This is a genomic window from Arthrobacter sp. Dra40 (assembly GCF_059091905.1).
Genome location: NZ_JBNHHB010000047.1, coordinates 21,825 through 36,681, shown reverse-complemented (window position 1 = coordinate 36,681; position 14,857 = coordinate 21,825). Strand labels below are relative to the sequence as shown.

Sequence of the window (14,857 nt, the reverse complement as noted above, 5' to 3'; positions counted from 1 at the left end):
CCGGGTCAGCGTCTTGCGGTACTTCTCCGGCATCCAGTCGGCCGGCTCGATCCGGGAATCCTCGGCAATGATCTTGTCAAAGTAGGCCTGTCCGGCCTCGTCCTCAGCGGACGGCACGGCGTGCAACTTCTGGTCGCCGGCGTCGGAATGCGTTGCCACGATGGTCACCTCACTGTACGTAGTCCGGCCGCGAAATAATTACCGACCGTTCGTTCAGGATATATGGGCCTCCCGGGAGCGTCAAGACTGAAACAGGGCATCGCCGTACCGTGGGCCAAAGTTGCCGCCGCTGTGCTCTTCCACCCTCAGCCAAACCCGCCCGACGGCCCGGCCGCGCTCTATATATTGGTGCCATGACGCACACCCCTGCCGAAACCGTCCGCGACTCCCCCATGGCTTCTGCTCCGGCAAGCCGGCCCGAACCGCCGGTGGCCCGCAAGGTTCCCACCGAGCGTTCCCACCACCGCGACACCTTCGTGGACCCCTACGAGTGGCTGCGGGACAAGGAGAACCCGGACGTCGTGGCCCACCTGCAGGCGGAAAACGCCTACACGGAGGCCGTAACGGCGCACCAGCAGCCGCTGCGCGAGGCGATCTTCCAGGAGATCAAGAAGCGCACCCAGGAAACGGACCTGTCCGTGCCGGTGCGCAAGGACGGCTGGTGGTACTACGGCCGGATGGAAGAGGGCAAGCAGTACGGCATCCAGTGCCGGGTCCGGGCCTCGGACACCGGCGATCCGGCAGCGGACTGGACTCCCCCGCAGGTTGAGGCCGGCCGGCCGGTACCCGGTGAGCAGGTCCTGCTGGACGGCAACGCGGAGGCGGAAGGCAAGCCGTTCTTCTCCTTGGGCGGCTCGGCCGTCACCAAGGACGGACGGCTGTACGCCTACGCCGCGGACTACGCCGGCGACGAGCGCTTCACGTTGCGGATCAAGGATCTGGACACCGGCCAACTGTTGGACGACGTCGTGGAGAACGTCTTCTACTCTCTCGCCTTCGACCCCGACGGCAGCCGCGTGTTCTACACAGTGGTGGATGAGTCCTGGCGCCCCTACCAGATCAAGGCGCACACCATCGGCACATCGGTGGACTCCGACGTCGTGATTTATCAGGAAGACGATCCGGCCATGTGGATGGGCTTTGACCTCTCCGCCGACCGCCGGCACCTGGTCATCGGCATCGGCTGCTCCGAATACTCCGAGACGCGGCTGCTGGACTTCGCCCATCCGGACGCCGGACTGCAGACGCTGATCCCGCGCAGCGAGCGGGTGCTCTACGACGCCGAGCCGTTCCTGCTGGACGGGGTGCAAAAGGTGCTGCTCACGCACAATAAGGACGCCGTGAACTCGATGGTCTCGCTGGCGGACCTGTCGGAATTCTCGCAGCCGCTGGAAGCGCAGCACTGGGACACCGTTGTGGAGCACGACGACGGGGTGCGGGTCAACGGCGCGGGCGTCACCTCCACGCACGTGGTGCTGTCGATCCGCAAGGACACCATCGAGCGTGTGCAGGTGCTGCCGCTGGCCGGCCTCGGAAGCGCAGCCCAGCCAGCTCCGGTGGAACCGGGCTTCGACGAGGAGCTTTTCACCGCCGGCGTGGGCGGTTCCGACTACGAGGCGCCGGTCATCCGGCTGGCCTACACCTCGTTCCTGACCCCACCCCGGATCTACGACTATGAGCTGGCCACCGGCACGCTGCACCTGCGCAAGGAAACGCCGGTGCTCGGCGGCTACGACCCGGCCGACTATGTGGCCGCACGGGAGTGGGCCACCGCGGCCGATGGCACCAAAATCCCGCTCTCGGTGGTCCGCAAGGCCACGGTGCAGCGCGACGGCAGCAACCCTGCGCTGATTTATGCGTACGGCAGCTATGAGGTCAGCATGGATCCGGCGTTCAGTACCGCGCGGCTCTCGCTGCTGGACCGCGGCGTGGTCTACGTGGTGGCCCACGTGCGCGGCGGCGGCGAGATGGGCCGGCACTGGTACGACGACGGCAAGAAACTGCATAAGAAGAACACCTTCACCGACTTCGTGGACGCCACCGACTGGCTGGCGGCCTCCGGCTGGGCAGACCCGGCGCGGATCGCAGCAATGGGCGGCTCGGCCGGCGGCCTGTTGATGGGTGCCATCGCCAACCTGGCACCGGAGAAGTACGCGGCGATCGTGGCGCAGGTGCCGTTCGTGGACGCCCTGACCTCCATCCTGGATCCGGACCTGCCGCTCTCCGCGCTGGAGTGGGAGGAATGGGGCAACCCGATCACCGACCCCGAGGTCTACGCCTACATGAAGTCCTACTCCCCGTACGAGAACGTGCGTCCCGCGGCCTATCCGAAGATCGCGGCAGTGACCAGCTTCAACGACACGCGGGTGCTCTACGTCGAGCCGGCCAAATGGGTGGCGGCCCTGCGGGAGACGGGAACCGGCTCTGATCCGATCGTGCTCAAGACCGAAATGGACGCTGGCCATGGCGGCGCGTCCGGACGGTACGAGGCCTGGAAGGACCGGGCGTGGGATTACGCCTACGCCCTCGATGCGATCGGCGCCACGGAGCTGGCCTAACGCCGGCAGGGCGGCGCCCTCGCATCCCGGCGGCGCCGCCCACACCACCGGCCGACGCTACCGGCTCTCCCTCGGGCCCGCCTTGACTTGAATCACAAATCAGGATTACCTAATGAACATTCGGTATTAAAAGCAAGGGGCTTCCATGACGGACATCGACGTCGACACTTCCCGCGAGAATCCGGCGGACGGCAACGTCCTGCAGCCGGGAGAGCGCCCCATGCATCCCGCCTTCGTCGATGACCGAGCCGCCCAGTGGATGGGCGTGGAAGTCGTGAAGGCGGAATTTGGCGACGTCGTCATCCAGATGCGGCTGCGCGAGGAAATGCTCAATGGCTTCGGCATGGCGCAGGGCGGCATGGTGTTCGCCTTCGCGGACGTGGCCTTCGCGCTGGCGTGCAACGATCCGGACGGTGACGGCAGCACCATCACAGTGGCCTCCGGCGTGGACGTGAATTTCCTCAACCCCGGATTCGCCGGCCGGCTGCTGACAGCCAACGCCCGGCTGGTCAACCAGACCGGGCGCAGCGGTCTGTATGACATCACCGTCACGCAGGAGAACCCGAAAGGCGGTGCTGACGTGCTCCTCGAGTTCCGTGGCCGTTCCCGCACCGTGCCCAATCCTGCCCGCAAGCCCTCCGCCCCCTGATCCCGCAGCCCCCACAGCCACCCGCCGAGCAGCACAGCCCGACCCCGCATCGAAGGACCGTTCCATGACCGCCACCACCGGCACCAAAGCCCGCAAGACCACTCCCGCCGCCGAGGACACCCTCGACCCCGAGGAGTTGATGAGCCGGGACGAGCTGGAAGCCCTGCAGCTGCAGCGCCTGCAGCACACCGTCGCCTACGCCTACGAGCGGGTGGCGATGTACAAGAAGAAGTTCGACGACGCCGGGGTGCGGCCCGAGGACCTCAAGGAATTGTCTGATCTGGCCAAGTTCCCCTACACGGACAAGGAAGACCTGCGCCAGGCCTACCCGTTCGGCATGTTCGCCGTGCCGCAGCAGGAAGTGGCGCGCATCCACGCCTCGTCCGGCACCACCGGCCGCGCCACCGTCGTCGGCTACACCCGCAAGGACATCCAGAACTGGGAAACGCTGTTCGCCCGCTCCATCCGCGCCTCCGGCGTGAAGAAGGGCTGGAAAGTCCACAACGCCTACGGCTACGGCCTGTTCACCGGCGGACTGGGCGCACACTACGGTGCGGAGAAGCTCGGCTGCACGGTGATCCCGATGTCCGGCGGCCAGACCGAGAAGCAGATCCAGCTGATCCAGGACTTCGAACCGGACGCCATCCTCTGCACCCCCACGTACCTGCTGACCATCGTGGACGCCATGGAGCGTGCCGGACTCGACCCGGCCAAGACGTCTCTGAAAGTCGCCGTACTGGGTGCCGAACCGTGGACCGACGAGATGCGCCACGAGCTGGAGAACAAGCTGGACATCGACGCCTGCGACATCTACGGGCTGTCCGAGGTCATGGGCCCCGGTGTGGCCGGTGAATGCGTGGACTTCAAAGACGGCTCCACCATTTGGGAGGACCACTTCCGCCCCGAGATCATCGACCCGCTGAACGACGCGGTGCTGGACGACGGCCAGGCAGGCGAACTGGTGTTCACCTCGCTCACCAAGGAAGCCATGCCGGTGATCCGCTACCGCACGCACGACCTGACCCGGCTGCTGCCCGGCACCGGCCGCCCGAACATGCGCCGGATCGGCCGGATCACCGGCCGTTCGGACGACATGATCATCCTGCGCGGCGTGAACCTCTTCCCCACCCAGATCGAGGAGATCGCCCTCCGCATCCCCGGCCTGAGCCCGCACTTCCAGCTGGAAATCACCCGGCCGCACCGGATGGACGAGCTGACGGTCAAGATCGAGCGCCGCGAGGACTGCACCGCCGCGATGGCAGTCGAAGCATCCCGCGAGCTGCAACGGCAGATCAAGATCCACGTCGGTTCCAGCTGCAAGATCGTGGTCGCCGACCCCGGCACCCTGGCCCGCTCCAGCGGGAAGCTGCGCCGGGTTTACGACCTGCGCGACAACGACTGACGGACCAAGCACGATCCACGCACGACGGCGGGTGCCCGGCCTGGCCAGCACCCGCCGGCCGCATTACCGACCTAACGGTCGTGGGAGAATAGAACAATGGTGAAGACAAAGGACCAGGAGACAGTACGCCGTGGTCGCCCCGGCTACGACCAGCAGTCGGTGCTGAACGTCGCCGTCAACGTCTTCAACAAGCACGGCTACGAGGCCACCTCAATGGGCATCCTCGCCGAGAACCTGGGCATCTCCAAGAGCGCCATATACCACCATGTTCCGTCCAAGGGCGACCTGCTGCGGTTGGCCCTCGAAGAAGCGCTGGGCAGCTTGGAAGCCGTCCTGGAAAACCCTTCGGCGTCCACGGGCCGGGCGGACGCGCGGCTGGAGTTCGTGCTGCGCGGAACAGTTCAGGTCCTGTGCGACAAACTCCCGTACGTTACCCTGCTGCTGCGCCTGCGCGGCAACACCGAGATCGAACGTGACGCGCTGGAGCGCCGCCGCACGTTCGACCACACCGTCGCCGAGCTGGTGGATGCCGCCCGCAGGGAAGGGTCCCTCCGCGGAGACATCGACCCGCGGACCACTGCGCGGCTGCTCTTCGGCACCATCAATTCCATCGTCGAATGGTACAAACCGGGCGGACCGCTGACGCCGCAGAAGCTCGCCGACGACCTGATCGCCATGATGTTCGACGGCCTCCACCTGCCCGCCGCCGCCCGCGTGATCGCCTGACCCGAGCCGCACTGCCCCAACGCGGCAGCTGCCCCGGCGGGTCCGCCGCAGGCTCTCTCCGTCGGGCCTCAAGTGCCTGCTGAATTCCCCGTCCGCGCCTGCTAGGCTGACGTCAACCAGTCGGCGTTATGGGGACGTGATCGATATGGATGGGGTGTCCTGGTGGGTGTCGGCGCTGAATATGGCGCTCACCATTGCGGCCATTGTCTTGTTCTCCTACCGCGTGCCCTGGGCCTGGCTGCTGCCTGTGACCGCCACCGCCATCCTGCTGGCCACCGGCATCCCCAACGGACGCTTGAACACCAGCACCATCTTCGTGCTGGCCGCCGCCCTTTACGGCCTGTGGAAATGGACGCAGTACCGGCGCGAAGGCACCCATGTGCCGCTCCGCTCTGCGCACGGCCGTGAATGGGGAATCGGGGCCGGCCTGTTGCTGCTGTTGTACCTCCTGAACGCGTTCGCCGGCGTGACGCCGGTAGCCGAGATCGGCCCGGTGTATCTGTTCACCGCTCTGTTGGCCGCGCTTCCAGCGGTCATGTACCTGGGCTTCGCGCACGGGATCACGCAGTCCTGGTGGCTGGGCGTGGCGCTCTCGCTGGCCACCATGTTCCTCTCCACCATCCAGAACGCGCCGCTGTGGTTCTCCCTGTATGGCGCGATCGCGGCAGGACTCCAAGTTTTCGGTTACCTGACCTGGCAGCACGCGATGCGGCGGCCGGTGCGGAGCAAACATCGGCTCCCTCCAGCGCATCCCGGCCATCCCGCCGCGCCCGGCACCGGCGCATCTGGCCGGACCGCGTAAACCCGCCACGCGGAGGTCGGCAGCATGGACTGGATCATGGCGTTGAAGGTCCCGGACGGTTCTGCCGGCGCACTGGTTTCCGTGGGCCATCTGCAGGCACTGGTCGGGCTGCTCGCCGTCTTTCTGTTCGGGCTCCGCACACGCTGGGCCTGGCCCGTGCTGCTAATCCAGCAGGCGATGGTCTTCCTGCTGCTCGTCATCCCGAATTTCGACGGCGGCGCCGCCTTCTTCGTCAACGCCTCCATCCTCGTGGCGCTGCTGCTGCCCTGCTACGGCGCATGGCGCTGGCGCGCCGCGGCCTTGCCCGTTGACCCGGATGACCCCGGCGCCGCTTGGGTTGCGGTGACAGTCCGCCGGGCAACCTGGCGGAACTGGGGTGTGGCCCTGCTGGTGCTGGCAGCTGCCACCGTGTTGTTCATGGCCAGCGACGTCCAAGCGGGCTTTCCCTTGGAAGGCGGCCTGATGACCGTCCTGGTGCTGCAGGCGCTGTACGCAGCCGTGGTCGCGGTGGTGTATCTGGGCCTGGCCCACCGCATCTATGAGGCGTGGTGGCTGTGGCTGGCTTTCGCCGTGGTGCAACTGGCCACCTCGCTGGTGTTTCCCAGTCCGCCGACCTCCCAACTGCTGAACGGCGCCACCGTGCTGCTGGTGCTGTTCGCGTTCTGGCGCTGGCACACCGCGGTGTACTACCCGCCGGTCCCCGGAGCCGAAGCCGCCGGGGACGCGGCAGGAGGAGCTTCGGCTACTTCTCCACCAGCGTGAGCACGTCGTAGGTCGCCACGATCTCGTCATTCTGGTTGGTCAGCACCGCGTCCCAGGCAACCTCGCCGTACTCGTCCGTCTCCCGCGGCGTGATGCGCTTGGCGGTGAGCGAGACGCGGATCGAGTCCCCGGCAGCCACCGGAGTGATGAAGCGCAGGTTCTCCAGGCCATAGTTCGCCAGCACCGGTCCCGGCGCCGGTTCCACGAACAGCCCGGCGCCCCAAGCCAGCAGCAAGTAGCCATGCGCCACAATGCCGGGGAAGAACGGGTTGGCGGCCGCGGCTTCCTGGTTGGTGTGCGCGTAGAACGTGTCGCCGGTTTCGTTGGCGAACGCCGTGATGTCCTCCAACGTGACCTGGCGCAGTTCAGAGCGCAGCGCATCGCCGATCTTCAGCTCCGCCAGGCTCTTGCGGAACGGGTGGACGTCGTCGAAGTTCTGGTCGGCGCCGGTGTGCCACACACCGGTCACGGCGGTGAGCATGTTCGGCGACCCCTGGATGGCGGTGCGCTGCATGTGGTGCAGCACGGAGCGGATGCCGCCCAATTCCTCGCCGCCGCCGGCGCGGCCCGGACCGCCGTGAACCAGGTGCGGCACCGGAGAACCGTGACCGGTGGACGTCTTGGCGTCCTCGCGGTTGAGGACCAGCACGCGGCCGTGGTGGGCGGCGATACCGGTCACCAGCACGCGGGCGGCGTCCGGGTCATTCGTTGCCACGGTCGCTACCAGCGAGCCCGCGCCCATCGCAGCCAACCGCACGGCGTCGTCCAGATCCTCATAGCCGATCACGGAGGAGACCGGCCCGAAGGCCTCGAGTGAGTGCACGGCCTCGGCTTCCGGATCGGCCCAGGTCAACAGCACCGGAGACATGAAGGCCCCTTCGGAGTCGCCCACGGTCCCGTCGCCGCGGGTGACCTGCGGCGCATCGAGCGAGCCGTAGGCCAGTTCGCCGCCGGCGTCGACCATGGCTTGGACCGCGGCGCGGACGTCGTTGAGCTGCTCCAGCGAGGCCAGCGCACCCATGGTCACACCCTCGGCCCGCGGATCTCCGACGACGACGCGCTGTTCGATCCGGGCGCGGACGGCATCGGCTACATCCTGGATGCGGTCCTTGGGGACGATGGCCCGGCGGATGGAGGTGCACTTCTGGCCGGCCTTGGCGGTCATTTCGGTGACCAGCGACTTGATGTACGCGTCGAACTCCGGGGTGCCCGGCACCGCATCGGGGCCGAGGATCGCGGCGTTGAGCGAATCCGCCTCGGCGGTGAAGCGGATGCCGCCCTGCGCCACGTTCGGGTGGGACTTCAGCAGGTTCGCGGTGGAGGCGGACCCGGTGAAAGCCACGGCGTCGCGGTAGTCCAGATGGTCCAGCAGGTCACGGGCTGAACCGGAGATCAGCTGGAGCGAACCGGCCGGCAGGATGTTGGACTCGATGATCAATTTCACCGCGGCGGCGGCCACGTAGCCGGTGGGGGTGGCCGGCTTGACGAGGGTCGGCACACCTGCAATGAAGGCCGGGGCGAACTTTTCCAGCATGCCCCACACCGGGAAGTTGAAGGCGTTGATCTGCACCGCCACGCCCGGAATCCGGGTGTAGATGTGCTGGCCCATGAACGAGCCGTCCTTGGCCAGCACCTCTGCCGGGCCGTCCACCACGATCTGGGAGTTCGGCAGTTCGCGCCGACCCTTGGAACCGAAGGTGAACAGCACGCCGATCCCGCCATCGATGTCGATCATGTTGTCGATCTTGGTGGCGCCGGTGCGGTGCGAAACTTCGTACAGCACGTCGCGCCGTGCGTTCAGGTACTGCGCCAGCTCCTTGAGCTTGAGCGCGCGCTGGTGGAACGTGAGCTTGCCCAGCGAGGCCTGGCCGACCGTGCGGCCGTGCTCGACGGCGGCGGCCAGGTCCAGCCCGTCGGTGCTGACCCGGGCCAGCAGATCGCCGGTGCTGGCATCGCGGACCTCGGTGCCGGAAACATCACCGGCGGGCGTCCACCACGCATCCTGAATGTAGCTGGGAACAATCTCGACATCAACGGCGGTAGAGGTCATCGTTGACAGCCCTTTCTCTTCCCGGGCCGGACGCTGATCGCGGATGCCCGACGGGGAACTTAAAATACTGAACGGTCGGTCGGTAACGTACCTAGCCTACATGACCGTGCCGCCGCGCACAGCCCCCGGCCGGCGGAGCCTTACAGCCTGCGCGTCCTTCAGCCGGCCATCCGGGCACGGAGCGCTTGGACGTCGCTCGGGGCCAGGCCATGGCGCAGCAGGAACGGTTCCACCTCGAGCTGGGACAGCACCTGCAGCAGCGAGCCGCGCATGTCCGCCACCCGCGCTTCCAGTTCGTCGCCGCTGAGGTAGCTCTCCACCGGATGCCGGTAGGGGCTGATCCGATGCCAGTCGTTGATGCCGCGGATGCCCAGCTCATGGGCGTCAGCGATCTGCCCGGCGGGAACTCCGGCGAGCTGCAACAGCATCATTGAGACCATTCCCGTGCGGTCCCGCCCGGCGGAGCAATGGACGACGACGGCGCCCTCCGCGTGCGCCAGCGTGCGGAAAACCTCGGCGATCAGCTGCGGGAAGATCCGCACGTTGTCCAGGTAGAAGCGCGGATGGTTCATATAGGGCGCGTCGGCTGCGAGTTCCGGGTGGCCGGGCTCTTCGGTGGGCCGGTTCAGCACGGTGAACCTTTCCAGCGCCGCCGGCGGGACCACCGGATCCGTCGGACGGCGCGAACGTTCACCCGGGTTCCGCAGATCCACAATGGTGCGCACGCCGTCGTCGTACGCCTGCTGCCAACCTGCGGCCGTCAGCCATTCCGCCCGACCCATCCGGAAGATATCCCCCGCCACGCGGCGGGCATTGACCGCACCTTCCCAGGCGACCGCACCGGAAGCCGCCGTGCCCCGCTCCGGTGTGAGGGCGGCGTCGCCGACCTCCGGTGCGCCGGAACCGGCGGGGCCGGAATCCATCCTCCGGCCGCTCACGGCGTGCGATCCTTATCCACCCGATTCCGCAGCCGGGCCTTAACATCCGGCCACTCGGAATCCAGCACGGAGTAGACCACGGTGTCGCGGATCCGTCCGTCGGGCATCTTGGTATGCCGGCGCAGCACGCCGTCCTGCCGGGCGCCAAGCCGCTCGATGGCGTCACGGGACTGGCGATTCAGCCGGTCCGTGCGGAACTCCACAGCACAGCAGCCGAGCGTCTCGAAGGCGTGTCCCATCAACTGCAGCTTGCTGTCCGGATTGGTGCCCGTCCCCTGCGTGCTGGCGCGGTTCCAGGTGTAGCCGATCTCCACCCGCGGCGCGGCTTCGTCGATATGGCAGAAGCTGGTCATGCCCAGCACCGTGTTGTCGGTGAGCCGGCGGACGGTGAAGGGGAGCATCTGGCCCTGGTCCTGGAGTTCCAGCCGCCGCCGGATCTCCAGTTCCATGGTGTGCGGCGACGGGATCTGCGTGTACCAGAGCTTCCACAGTTCGCCGTCGCGCACCGCATCCTTGAGCTCAGGCAGGTGCCGGACGCGCAGTGGCTGCAGCTTCACCAGGCTGCCGGTCAGCGTCAGCGGTTCGAACAAGCCCATCCCAGCAGCCTACAACCGGAGGCACCGCGGAGGCCCTTGCGCAGGTCAAACAGGTGCAGCCCGGCCCGCGGCCAGGCTGCACCCGATCATCCCTGTCCGGGGATCGGTTACTTCTCCCAGTCGAAGAAACCCTTGCCGGATTTGCGGCCGAGTTCCCCGCGGGCCACCTTGTCCCGCAGAATCTGCGGCGGAGCAAACCGGTCCCCGAGCGTGGAGTGCAGGTACTCGGCGATGCCCAGGCGGACGTCCAGCCCCACGATGTCGGTGGTCTTGAGCGGGCCCACCGGGTGCTTATAGCCCAGCACCATGGCGGCGTCGATATCCTCTGCCGAGGCCACGCCTTCTTCCACCATCCGCATGGCCTCCAGCGCAATCGCCACGCCCAGCCGCGAGGAGGCGAAGCCCGGCGCGTCATTGACGACGACGGCGGTCTTCTTCAGTGCCTCGACCCAGCTTCTGGAGGCGGCGGCGAGCTCGTCCGACGTCTTCGGAGCCAGCACCACTTCCACCAATTGCGACGCCGGCACCGGATTGAAGAAATGCAGGCCGCAGAAGTTGGCCGGCCGCTGCAGCTGGTCGGCCAACTTGGTGATGGACAGCGAGGACGTGTTCGTCGCCAGCCACGCCGTCGGCGAAAGCTGGGCTTCCACGGCCTTCAGCGCGGTGGACTTAAGGTCGAAGTCCTCCGGCACGGCCTCCACCACCAGACCGCAGGTGGCGAACGATCCGTAGTCGACGGACACGGACAGCCGGGACTTCAGCGCATCCAGCGACTCGTCAGTGGTGCCACGCTCCACGCTCTTGGCCAACGCGCCGGCCACCCGCTCGTGGGCAGCCTGGGCCGCCGTGTCGTCGCGCTCCACCACGACGACGTCGGCTCCCGCGGTCAGGAACGCGTGGGCGATGCCGGCGCCCATGCGGCCGCCGCCGAGGACACCTACGTTGTTGGGAATACTCTGCACAGGGTTCATCTCGCTCACTTGGGTTCGTTCTGCTTCGCGGCACTACGGGCGGCACTCTTGGCAGCGTTCTTATCGAGAAACGCCTGCATCCGGTCGAATTTGGCCTGGGATTCGAACAGGATGCCCTGGGCGACGGTGTCGATCACCGGGTGCGCTTCACGCGGGGTGTGGAACACGGTCTTGGTGAGGCGGACTGCCAGCGGGTCCTGCTTGCCGATCCGGTCCGCCAGCGCGTGCGCGGCGTCGATCAGTTCGGCGGGCTCGTGGATTTCGGTGACCAGTCGGGCCGCCAGCGCTTCGTCGGCGTCCAGGATGCGGCCGGCCAGCAAGATCTCCTTGGCCAGCGGCTCTCCCACCAGTTCCTTGAGGCGCCAAGTAGCTCCGGCCGCGGCCATAATGCCCAGGCCGGTTTCCGGCTGGCCGATCTTCACCGACGGCGTGGCGATGCGGAAGTCGGCGGCGTAGGCCAATTCCGCTCCCCCGCCGAGGGCGAAGCCGTCGAGGGCCGCGATGACCGGCAGCGGCAGCCGGGCAATGCGGTGGAAAACGGTGGAGTTGATGCCCGCCAGCGCATCGTCGCGGCGCCGTTCACGCAGCTGGGAGATATCCGCGCCGGAGGCGAAGATCCCCTTGCCGTTGACTTCCGTGCCGGACAGGATCAGGATCCGCGGTTCGCGCTCCAGGACGGCGCACACGGAGTGCAGTTCGTCCACCATGGCCTGGTCGATGGCGTTGCGGACGTCCGGCCTGTTCAACGTCACGTGGACGCGGTCATCGCGCTCATCCACGCGCAGCGTAGTGAAGGAGTAGTCGGCGAAAAGCATCAGACCCGCTCGACGATCATCGACGTGCCCTGGCCGACGCCCACGCACATGGTTGCCAGGCCGCGCTGTGCGCCCTCGCGCTCCATCCGGCCCAGCAGGGTCACCACCAGACGGGAGCCGCTGGAACCGAGCGGGTGCCCCAAAGCGATGGCACCGCCGTCGTTGTTCACAATGCTCTGGTCCAGCTTCAGGTCCCGCAGCACCGCGAGCGACTGGGTGGCGAACGCTTCGTTGAGCTCCACCGCGCCCAGGTCATCGATGCTCCAGCCTGCGCGGTCCAACACTTTTCGGGTGGCGGGCACCGGGCCGATGCCCATGATCTCCGGCGCGACGCCGGCCGAGGCGCCGTCGACAATGCGGGCGCGGGGTGTGAGGCCGAACTTGTTGATGGCGGCCTCGGACGCAATCACGATCGCCGAGGCGCCGTCGTTGAGCGAGCTGGAGTTGCCCGCGGTGACCACGCCGTCAGGCTTGATGATGGGCCGGAGTCCGGCCAGAACCTCTAGCGTGGTTCCGGGGCGGGGTCCCTCATCGGTGTCGACGACGGTGTCGCCCTTCCGTCCCTTGACCGTCACCGGGACGATTTCCTCCTTGAGCCGGCCCGCCTCGATGGCTGCGATGGCACGCTCGTGTGACTGGACGGCGAACGCGTCGGCGTCCTCGCGGGAAATGCCGTAGACGTCGGCCACTTCCTCCGCGGTCTGCGGCATGGAGTAGGTCATCTTGCCGCCGCGGCTGAGGTCGCCCTTGGCGAAACGCTGGTTGACGAAGCGCCAGCCGATGGAAGTATCGAAAATTTCGCCCGGCTTGGCGAAGGCCTTGGCCGGCTTCTCCTGGACCCACGGGGCCCGGCTCATCGATTCCACGCCGCCGGCGATGACGATGTCTGCCGCGCCGGCCTTGATCATGTGCGAGGCCTGGATGATGGCGCTCAGGCCGGAGGCACACAGGCGGTTGACGGTGATGCCGGGAACGTGGTCGGCGTAGCCGGCCAGCAGCCAGGCCATGCGGGCCACGTTCCGATTTTCCTCACCCGCGCCGTTGGCGTTGCCGAGGATGACCTCTTCGACCGTATCCGGATCGATGCCGGCCCGGGCGACGGCTTCCTTGACGACCAGCGCCGCCAGATCGTCGGGACGGACTGCGGACAGTGCGCCTCCGTAGCGGCCAACCGGGGTCCGCGCCCCGCCAATCAGGAATGCCTCAGCCATAGAAATAATCCCTCGCGCTTGATCGATCAACGATGACGATGAGCGGCCGCTCCGGCTGCCTGACAGCAGAAATTACCGACCGACCATTCTATAAAGAATCCCACGCCGCTCGGGGCCGGTCAACTGATATGACGGCCAGAGGCGAGTTGTAGCAGTTGGCACCGGCAAAGGTCCCAAGGGTTTCTCGGACAGCGCCGCGGACTTCAGCGCCTTCCGGCACCAGCATCACGCTGCGGTTTGGTCCCGGCCCTCGGCCTTGGCCGCGATCTCTTCCAGGTCCCTGGCCATCTGCTTGCGCGTGATACCTATTGCGAGCTTCCCGAACACCGCCAGCATCACTTTGGCGAAAGTCCCTGGATTCTCCATCTCGGCGCCGAAGAACATGGTGAGCCGGGTGCCGCCGTCTGCCGGCGCGAGTGTGAACCGGGTGGTGTAGTCGGCCCCGTTGGACGTCGCCTTGACGGTGGTAGAGGTCGGCGCATCCACGTCCGCCACCCACATCTCCTCGGTGGCTTCCTTGCCCATCATCTTCCGGGTCTCGCGCCACCGGTAGCCCTCGGCGTAGTCGCCGGGCGTCAAGATCTCCACCCGGGATATGGAGCTCAGGGTTCGGGCGGAACCAGGGATGTCAGTCAGGACGCGCCAGACTGCTTCCACCGGCGCGTTGATGTGCTGGACTAGTTCAAGGTGATGGCCCACAGTGGCTCTTTCGGCAGGAGTCGTCGGTCTGCCAACAGCCTAGTGGAGAGTAGGTGTGACTTCATGGAGCCGCGAGTCAACGGGTGGCGGACCGGCGCCGCCGAGCCACCATGCCACGACCTGCTGTTTGAGGACCATTGCTGTCCGTGTTCCCCTACCGCTGGCAGACGGGAGCCTTTACGCTCTACGCCATGACGTACAACATCCAGATGGCGGTTGATTGCAAGGACGCACATGCCCAAGCCGATTGGTGGGCGGAAACGCTGGGTTGGGCGCTGGAACCCACCGACCAGGACTTCATCACCAGCATGATCGAGCAAGGATTCGCGACCGACGCCGACACCATCGTCCACAACAACGTTCGCGTGTGGAAGGACGGAGCTGCGATTTGCCCGCCGGATCAGGTAGGGAGCAAAGCCAGGCAACGAATCCTCTTCCAGCCGGTTCCGGAGTCCAAGTCGGTCAAGAACCGGGTTCACTGGGACGTCCGCCTGGCCGGGGAAGACAAGGACGTGGTCCGGGCACGGCTCGAAGCCCGTGGTGCCACCTTCTTGTACTCGGAGTCGCAGGGCCCGCAGGGCTGGCACACGATGGCCGACCCGGAAGGCAACGAGTTCTGCATTTCCTAGGGCATTACGGGGCAACGAGAGGCCCCAGAGGTAAATCCCCTGGGGCCCC

Annotated in this window: 14 protein-coding genes and 1 pseudogene; 7 read left to right on the top strand and 8 right to left on the bottom strand. The window is 66.9% G+C overall.

What is annotated here, in order from left to right:
- Nucleotides 1-159 (bottom strand): annotated as a pseudogene (locus tag AC5RWT_RS18395) (1,2-phenylacetyl-CoA epoxidase subunit PaaA); the annotation flags it as partial.
- Nucleotides 160-353: 194 nt separating this feature from the next.
- Between AC5RWT_RS18395 and AC5RWT_RS18390 the strand changes: the two are divergent.
- From AC5RWT_RS18390 to AC5RWT_RS18365, 6 genes are all read left to right on the top strand, one after another.
- A complete protein-coding gene (locus AC5RWT_RS18390; RefSeq protein WP_494042669.1) occupies nt 354-2,558 on the top strand; it encodes a S9 family peptidase in 2,205 nt (734 codons plus the stop codon).
- Between the two features lie 145 nt (nt 2,559-2,703).
- Nucleotides 2,704-3,207 carry a hotdog fold thioesterase gene (locus tag AC5RWT_RS18385; protein ID WP_494042670.1) on the top strand — a complete coding sequence of 168 codons (504 nt, stop codon included), beginning with the start codon at nt 2,704-2,706 and terminating at the stop codon, nt 3,205-3,207.
- Between the two features lie 64 nt (nt 3,208-3,271).
- Nucleotides 3,272-4,609 (top strand): phenylacetate--CoA ligase PaaK, encoded by a 1,338-nt coding sequence (paaK, locus tag AC5RWT_RS18380; protein ID WP_494042671.1) that lies wholly within the window; start codon nt 3,272-3,274, stop codon nt 4,607-4,609.
- A 96-nt stretch (nt 4,610-4,705) separates the two neighbouring features.
- On the top strand, nt 4,706-5,335 hold the full coding sequence (locus AC5RWT_RS18375) for a TetR/AcrR family transcriptional regulator (protein WP_494042672.1): 630 nt from the start codon (nt 4,706-4,708) through the stop codon (nt 5,333-5,335).
- Nucleotides 5,336-5,471: 136 nt separating this feature from the next.
- A complete protein-coding gene (locus AC5RWT_RS18370) occupies nt 5,472-6,137 on the top strand; it encodes a hypothetical protein (protein WP_494081406.1) in 666 nt (221 codons plus the stop codon).
- A 24-nt stretch (nt 6,138-6,161) separates the two neighbouring features.
- Nucleotides 6,162-6,899, top strand: coding sequence for a nicotinamide mononucleotide transporter (locus tag AC5RWT_RS18365; protein ID WP_494042674.1), 738 nt, complete (start codon nt 6,162-6,164; stop codon nt 6,897-6,899).
- On the opposite strand, the gene paaZ is transcribed toward AC5RWT_RS18365, so the two are convergent.
- The 7 genes from paaZ to AC5RWT_RS18330 all read right to left on the bottom strand — a co-directional run bounded on the left by paaZ (nt 6,880) and on the right by AC5RWT_RS18330 (nt 14,179).
- Entirely contained in the window at nt 6,880-8,949 is a 2,070-nt protein-coding gene (paaZ, locus tag AC5RWT_RS18360; RefSeq protein WP_494081405.1) for a phenylacetic acid degradation bifunctional protein PaaZ, read from the bottom strand. The two genes, AC5RWT_RS18365 and paaZ, sit on opposite strands and share 20 nt — an antisense overlap.
- 158 nt (nt 8,950-9,107) lie before the next feature.
- Nucleotides 9,108-9,887, bottom strand: a complete 780-nt coding sequence (locus AC5RWT_RS18355) for a tyrosine-protein phosphatase (protein ID WP_494042676.1) — start codon at nt 9,885-9,887, stop codon at nt 9,108-9,110.
- A complete protein-coding gene (locus tag AC5RWT_RS18350) occupies nt 9,884-10,483 on the bottom strand; it encodes a GNAT family N-acetyltransferase (protein ID WP_494042677.1) in 600 nt (199 codons plus the stop codon). Before AC5RWT_RS18350 ends, AC5RWT_RS18355 begins: the two co-directional genes overlap by 4 nt.
- A gap of 107 nt (nt 10,484-10,590) precedes the next feature.
- Nucleotides 10,591-11,454, bottom strand: coding sequence for a 3-hydroxyacyl-CoA dehydrogenase family protein (locus tag AC5RWT_RS18345; RefSeq protein WP_494081408.1), 864 nt, complete (start codon nt 11,452-11,454; stop codon nt 10,591-10,593).
- Between the two features lie 5 nt (nt 11,455-11,459).
- Nucleotides 11,460-12,269 (bottom strand): enoyl-CoA hydratase/isomerase family protein, encoded by an 810-nt coding sequence (locus AC5RWT_RS18340; RefSeq protein ID WP_494081404.1) that lies wholly within the window; start codon nt 12,267-12,269, stop codon nt 11,460-11,462.
- Nucleotides 12,269-13,480 carry a thiolase family protein gene (locus tag AC5RWT_RS18335; protein ID WP_494081403.1) on the bottom strand — a complete coding sequence of 404 codons (1,212 nt, stop codon included), beginning with the start codon at nt 13,478-13,480 and terminating at the stop codon, nt 12,269-12,271. The genes AC5RWT_RS18340 and AC5RWT_RS18335 overlap by 1 nt, the downstream gene beginning before the upstream one ends.
- A gap of 225 nt (nt 13,481-13,705) precedes the next feature.
- Nucleotides 13,706-14,179, bottom strand: a complete 474-nt coding sequence (locus AC5RWT_RS18330) for an SRPBCC family protein (protein WP_494042680.1) — start codon at nt 14,177-14,179, stop codon at nt 13,706-13,708.
- Nucleotides 14,180-14,370: 191 nt separating this feature from the next.
- On the opposite strand from AC5RWT_RS18330, the gene AC5RWT_RS18325 reads away from it, so the two are divergent.
- Nucleotides 14,371-14,808 carry a VOC family protein gene (locus tag AC5RWT_RS18325; protein WP_494081402.1) on the top strand — a complete coding sequence of 146 codons (438 nt, stop codon included), beginning with the start codon at nt 14,371-14,373 and terminating at the stop codon, nt 14,806-14,808.
- Nucleotides 14,809-14,857 lie beyond the last annotated feature (49 nt).

What these genes read in the sequence shown, in the direction of transcription:
- AC5RWT_RS18390 (WP_494042669.1), top strand. Translation starts at nt 354, where the DNA reads ATGACGCACACCCCTGCCGAAACCGTCCGCGACTCCCCCATGGCTTCT.
- AC5RWT_RS18385 (WP_494042670.1), top strand. Translation starts at nt 2,704, where the DNA reads ATGACGGACATCGACGTCGACACTTCCCGCGAGAATCCGGCGGACGGC.
- paaK (WP_494042671.1), top strand. Translation starts at nt 3,272, where the DNA reads ATGACCGCCACCACCGGCACCAAAGCCCGCAAGACCACTCCCGCCGCC.
- AC5RWT_RS18375 (WP_494042672.1), top strand. Translation starts at nt 4,706, where the DNA reads ATGGTGAAGACAAAGGACCAGGAGACAGTACGCCGTGGTCGCCCCGGC.
- AC5RWT_RS18365 (WP_494042674.1), top strand. Translation starts at nt 6,162, where the DNA reads ATGGACTGGATCATGGCGTTGAAGGTCCCGGACGGTTCTGCCGGCGCA.
- paaZ (WP_494081405.1), bottom strand. Translation starts at nt 8,949, where the DNA reads ATGACCTCTACCGCCGTTGATGTCGAGATTGTTCCCAGCTACATTCAG.
- AC5RWT_RS18350 (WP_494042677.1), bottom strand. Translation starts at nt 10,483, where the DNA reads ATGGGCTTGTTCGAACCGCTGACGCTGACCGGCAGCCTGGTGAAGCTG.
- AC5RWT_RS18345 (WP_494081408.1), bottom strand. Translation starts at nt 11,454, where the DNA reads ATGAACCCTGTGCAGAGTATTCCCAACAACGTAGGTGTCCTCGGCGGC.
- AC5RWT_RS18340 (WP_494081404.1), bottom strand. Translation starts at nt 12,269, where the DNA reads ATGCTTTTCGCCGACTACTCCTTCACTACGCTGCGCGTGGATGAGCGC.
- AC5RWT_RS18335 (WP_494081403.1), bottom strand. Translation starts at nt 13,480, where the DNA reads ATGGCTGAGGCATTCCTGATTGGCGGGGCGCGGACCCCGGTTGGCCGC.
- AC5RWT_RS18325 (WP_494081402.1), top strand. Translation starts at nt 14,371, where the DNA reads ATGACGTACAACATCCAGATGGCGGTTGATTGCAAGGACGCACATGCC.